Source organism: Aquaspirillum soli, assembly GCF_054781915.1.
On sequence record NZ_BAAGTM010000031.1, the window covers coordinates 1 to 3,589 of the forward strand.

Here is a 3,589-nt window from a genome sequence, read left to right on the forward strand (position 1 = left end):
GCAAGATGGCCGCTTTGGGAGCGGCCATGCGCAAGTTGGTGCATTTATGCTTCGGTGTGTGGAAAACTCGTCAGCTCTATCAGGCTGATTACGCCAAAATCAGTTGACGCCCAAGACGGTATCTACTTTGTGGATTGCGTGGACATATCCCTGAGCCCACCAAATCGGTGAACGTTGGAATGCCGACTATCTGGCAATCCAACAAAACCGACACCGGCAAACGGCAAAACACCGCCGTACGTAACACGAACCGCCTCGCCCTTAATTGGGTGGGGCGGTTTTTTTTCGGGGATGTGATGGGTTTGGTGGGTGAAAAACTTGACTATCACAGAGCAGACACAGAGACCTGTCCCTACATATCTCTAACAAATTGTATTTATTCAACTATCCAACAAACGCCCTACCTTTATCTGCCATGCTGCACTGCGCTTGTTTTTCTACCAGACTATAATCCTCACATCTCAACACCGGAGACACCACCATGCCAACGATTAGCATGTTTTATGGCATTATAATTCGGATGCTGTTCATGGACACGCAACAACATCATCTCCCACACCTCCATATCGAATATCAAGGTCAACAAGCCGTTGTATCGTTACCAGATGCCCTTCTCCTCGAAGGTGAGCTTCCACCGAAAAAACTGCGTTTGGTTCAGGCTTGGATTGCCATTCATGAGGAAGAATTGATGGCCGATTGGGCACTTGCTGTAAAAGGTGAACCGGTTTTCCCTATCGAACCTTTGCGCTAAGGAAACAATATGATTACCGTCAAATCCGTACTAGCACAACCCGACTACCAACTATTGCTGATATTTTCCAACGGCGAACAACGTCAATTCGACATGCGGCCTTATCTGCATTATCCCGTTTTTCAAAGGCTAGAAAATCAGGGGTTTTTCTCTCTTGCTCAAGTCAATTACGGTACTGTCGTCTGGCCAGGTGAAATCGACATCGCACCGGAAACACTCTATGACAAGTCAACTTTGATTACATCGAAAGCAGCGTAATCCACGTGAATTCATTAGCATGGACACATTTCCGTGCCCACCAAATCGGTAAACGTTGGAATGCCGACTGTTCAGCAACCCAACATAACCGATACCGGCAAACGGCAAAACACCACCGTACGTAACACGAACCGCCTCGCCCCTAATTGGGTGGGGCGGTTTTTTTTGGGCGTGATTGGTGATGGGTTTGGTGGGCGAAAAACTTGACCACTACATCCTTGTTGTGTAGTCACAATAAGACTACAATGGAGGACTCCTAAACCGATCCAAGGCAAACCATCATGCGCACTGCCGACACTTATGTACGCGCCCGCATTGACACTAACACCAAGCAGCGCGCCGCTGACGCGCTCGAAGCAATGGGGCTGTCTATCTCTGATGCCATCCGCCTACTGATGCTGCGCGTAGCCGAAGAGCGCCGTTTGCCGTTCGATGTAAAGGTGCCCAACGCCACTACGCGCAAGGCCATTGCCGAGCTAGAGGCAGGGAAGGGAAAGCGGTTTGCTAGTGTCGATGACTTGATGGCAGACCTACATGCGGACGATTGACCGCGCATCAGCTTTCAAACGCGATTACAAGCGTGAGGCGAAGGGGCAGCACAGGGCTACGCTTGATAACGATCTAAGGCCGGTTCTCGTGGCGCTAGCGACCGATCAGCCACTTGATACCAAATACCGTGACCACGACCTGAGCGGCGATTGGGCAGGCTATCGAGAATGTCACATCAAGCCTGATTTGCTGCTGATTTACCGTAAATCGGATGCCGACACCTTGAGACTGGCGCGGCTTGGCTCACACAGCGAGCTGTTCGGGTGAGACTGTCTAGCCCGGTAGTGGGCACATTTCCGTGCCCACCAAATCGGTGAACATTGGAATGCCGATTATCTGGCAACCCAACAAAACCGACACCGGCAAACGGCAAAATACCGCCGCACGTAACACGAACCGCCTCGCACTTGATTGGGTGGGGCGGTTTTTTTTATTCCCCTCAGTGGCGTGGGTTTCGTAGGCGAAAAAATTGACTATCACAGGCACGGGGGCCTGCCCCTACATATCTCTAACAAATTGTATTTATTCAACTATCTAACAAACACCCTGCCTTTATCTGCCATGCTGCACTGCGCTTGTTTTTCTACCAGACTATAATCCTCACATCTCAACACCGGAGACACCACCATGCCAACGATTAGCATGTTTTATGGCATTATTATTTCGATGTTTTTTGAAATTAAAGAGAAACATCATCTTCCACATATTCATGTGCGTTACCAAAACCACCGTGCCTCAATTGCAATTGAAGACGGTGCATTGCTTGCCGGTGAATTACCTTTTCGACAACTACGGATGGTGCAGGTATGGGTCGACTTACATCGAGAAGAATTATTGGCAGATTGGGAATTAGCGAAAGAAGGGGTCGAGCCCTTCCGGATTGATCCACTAAAATAAAGGGACCTTGCTATGCTACTTGACGTAATTGATGTTCAGGCACAACAAGATTTCATACTGAATCTTAAATTTGAAAATGGTGAGTGCCGGCGCTTTAATATGGCCCCCTATATTGATCAAAAACCATGGGTTCGTCTTAAATTAGATAAAGCTTTTTTAGCCGCTTTTATTGAAAATGGCACAGTAGCTTGGCCAGGTAATATTGATATCGATCCAGAAACCCTCTACGAGCTGTCCTCGCCTGTTATCAATCTGGGCGCAACAAGGACTTGAAGAGCCGCCGTACGTAACACCGAACCGCCTCGCCCTTAATTGGGTGGGGCGGTTTTTTTTCGGGGTATTTCCCCCCTGACAGAACATTGTATTGATTCATTTTTCTTTACAATTGTATCTTATCGGATACAATGATTAGCATTAATATCATCCTTAAATCAGAAAAATTTGATAATTGGCTGGCCCACTTAAGAGACAAAACAGCAAAAGCTAAAATTGCCTTACGAATCGGTCGTGCAGAGCAAGGAAATTTTGGTGATTGTCAGCCAGTTGGAGAGGGGGTATCTGAGATGCGTATCCACCATGGCCCGGGTTACCGTATTTATTTTACTCGCCGTGGTGACATTGTTTACTTACTGTTATTAGGCGGCGATAAATCAACACAACAAGCTGATATCAGACAGGCAATAGAAATGGCGAATAATCTACCGAAGGAGTGCACACCATGACACATTTCACCCCATTTGATGCAGCAGACTACCTTGATGACGAAGAGACTATTGCCGCTTATCTATCAGAAGCACTTGAAGATCCCGACCCTGATACCTTTCTTATGGCGGTCAGAACGGTTGCCCGTGCTCGTGGTATGACACAACTGGCCAAAGATGCTGGTCTTGGGCGAGAGAGTCTTTACAAAGCACTGACACCGGGCGCAAAACCTCGTTACGACACAATAATCAAAGTAATTCGTGCCCTTGGCATAACGTTACATGCTGAACCCATACAGCCAGTTGGATGAACTACTCCCGCTGACCGGCTAGCGCCGGTACAGCGTGAGTTTCGTGGTTCAGCACGGCGAAACGTCCACCGCTCCCCACCTCGGCCAGTTCCTGACCGGAGGCGCTACCTGTCAGCGCCCAA

At 48.5% G+C, this 3,589-nt stretch carries 8 protein-coding genes; all 8 read left to right on the plus strand.

From position 1 onward, the window contains the following. The first annotated feature begins 496 nt into the window (after positions 1–496). The 8 genes from ACYVJG_RS12825 (at position 497) to ACYVJG_RS12860 (ending at position 3,467) form a co-directional block, all read left to right on the plus strand. Positions 497–751 carry a DUF4160 domain-containing protein gene (locus tag ACYVJG_RS12825; RefSeq protein ID WP_460431405.1) on the plus strand — a complete coding sequence of 85 codons (255 nt, stop codon included), beginning with the start codon at positions 497–499 and terminating at the stop codon, positions 749–751. A gap of 9 nt (positions 752–760) precedes the next feature. Further along, the gene (locus ACYVJG_RS12830) at positions 761–1,009 is read left to right on the plus strand and encodes a DUF2442 domain-containing protein (protein WP_460431398.1); all 249 of its coding nucleotides are present in this window, start codon (positions 761–763) and stop codon (positions 1,007–1,009) included. 281 nt (positions 1,010–1,290) lie between these two features. Continuing rightward, positions 1,291–1,557, plus strand: a complete 267-nt coding sequence (locus tag ACYVJG_RS12835) for a type II toxin-antitoxin system RelB/DinJ family antitoxin (protein WP_460431399.1) — start codon at positions 1,291–1,293, stop codon at positions 1,555–1,557. After that, on the plus strand, positions 1,544–1,825 hold the full coding sequence (locus ACYVJG_RS12840; protein WP_460431400.1) for a type II toxin-antitoxin system YafQ family toxin: 282 nt from the start codon (positions 1,544–1,546) through the stop codon (positions 1,823–1,825). Before ACYVJG_RS12835 ends, ACYVJG_RS12840 begins: the two co-directional genes overlap by 14 nt. Positions 1,826–2,185: 360 nt before the next feature. Next, complete coding sequence (locus tag ACYVJG_RS12845) at positions 2,186–2,455, plus strand: DUF4160 domain-containing protein (RefSeq protein WP_460431401.1); 270 nt, start codon at positions 2,186–2,188, stop codon at positions 2,453–2,455. Positions 2,456–2,467: 12 nt separating this feature from the next. Next, positions 2,468–2,728 (plus strand): DUF2442 domain-containing protein, encoded by a 261-nt coding sequence (locus ACYVJG_RS12850; protein WP_460431402.1) that lies wholly within the window; start codon positions 2,468–2,470, stop codon positions 2,726–2,728. 131 nt (positions 2,729–2,859) lie between these two features. Then, positions 2,860–3,177, plus strand: coding sequence for a type II toxin-antitoxin system RelE/ParE family toxin (locus ACYVJG_RS12855; protein WP_460431403.1), 318 nt, complete (start codon positions 2,860–2,862; stop codon positions 3,175–3,177). Further along, positions 3,174–3,467, plus strand: coding sequence for an addiction module antidote protein (locus ACYVJG_RS12860; RefSeq protein ID WP_460431404.1), 294 nt, complete (start codon positions 3,174–3,176; stop codon positions 3,465–3,467). Before ACYVJG_RS12855 ends, ACYVJG_RS12860 begins: the two co-directional genes overlap by 4 nt. Positions 3,468–3,589 lie beyond the last annotated feature (122 nt).

What these genes read in the sequence shown, in the direction of transcription:
- ACYVJG_RS12825 (WP_460431405.1), top strand. Translation starts at nt 497, where the DNA reads ATGTTTTATGGCATTATAATTCGGATGCTGTTCATGGACACGCAACAA.
- ACYVJG_RS12830 (WP_460431398.1), top strand. Translation starts at nt 761, where the DNA reads ATGATTACCGTCAAATCCGTACTAGCACAACCCGACTACCAACTATTG.
- ACYVJG_RS12835 (WP_460431399.1), top strand. Translation starts at nt 1,291, where the DNA reads ATGCGCACTGCCGACACTTATGTACGCGCCCGCATTGACACTAACACC.
- ACYVJG_RS12840 (WP_460431400.1), top strand. Translation starts at nt 1,544, where the DNA reads ATGCGGACGATTGACCGCGCATCAGCTTTCAAACGCGATTACAAGCGT.
- ACYVJG_RS12845 (WP_460431401.1), top strand. Translation starts at nt 2,186, where the DNA reads ATGCCAACGATTAGCATGTTTTATGGCATTATTATTTCGATGTTTTTT.
- ACYVJG_RS12850 (WP_460431402.1), top strand. Translation starts at nt 2,468, where the DNA reads ATGCTACTTGACGTAATTGATGTTCAGGCACAACAAGATTTCATACTG.
- ACYVJG_RS12855 (WP_460431403.1), top strand. Translation starts at nt 2,860, where the DNA reads ATGATTAGCATTAATATCATCCTTAAATCAGAAAAATTTGATAATTGG.
- ACYVJG_RS12860 (WP_460431404.1), top strand. Translation starts at nt 3,174, where the DNA reads ATGACACATTTCACCCCATTTGATGCAGCAGACTACCTTGATGACGAA.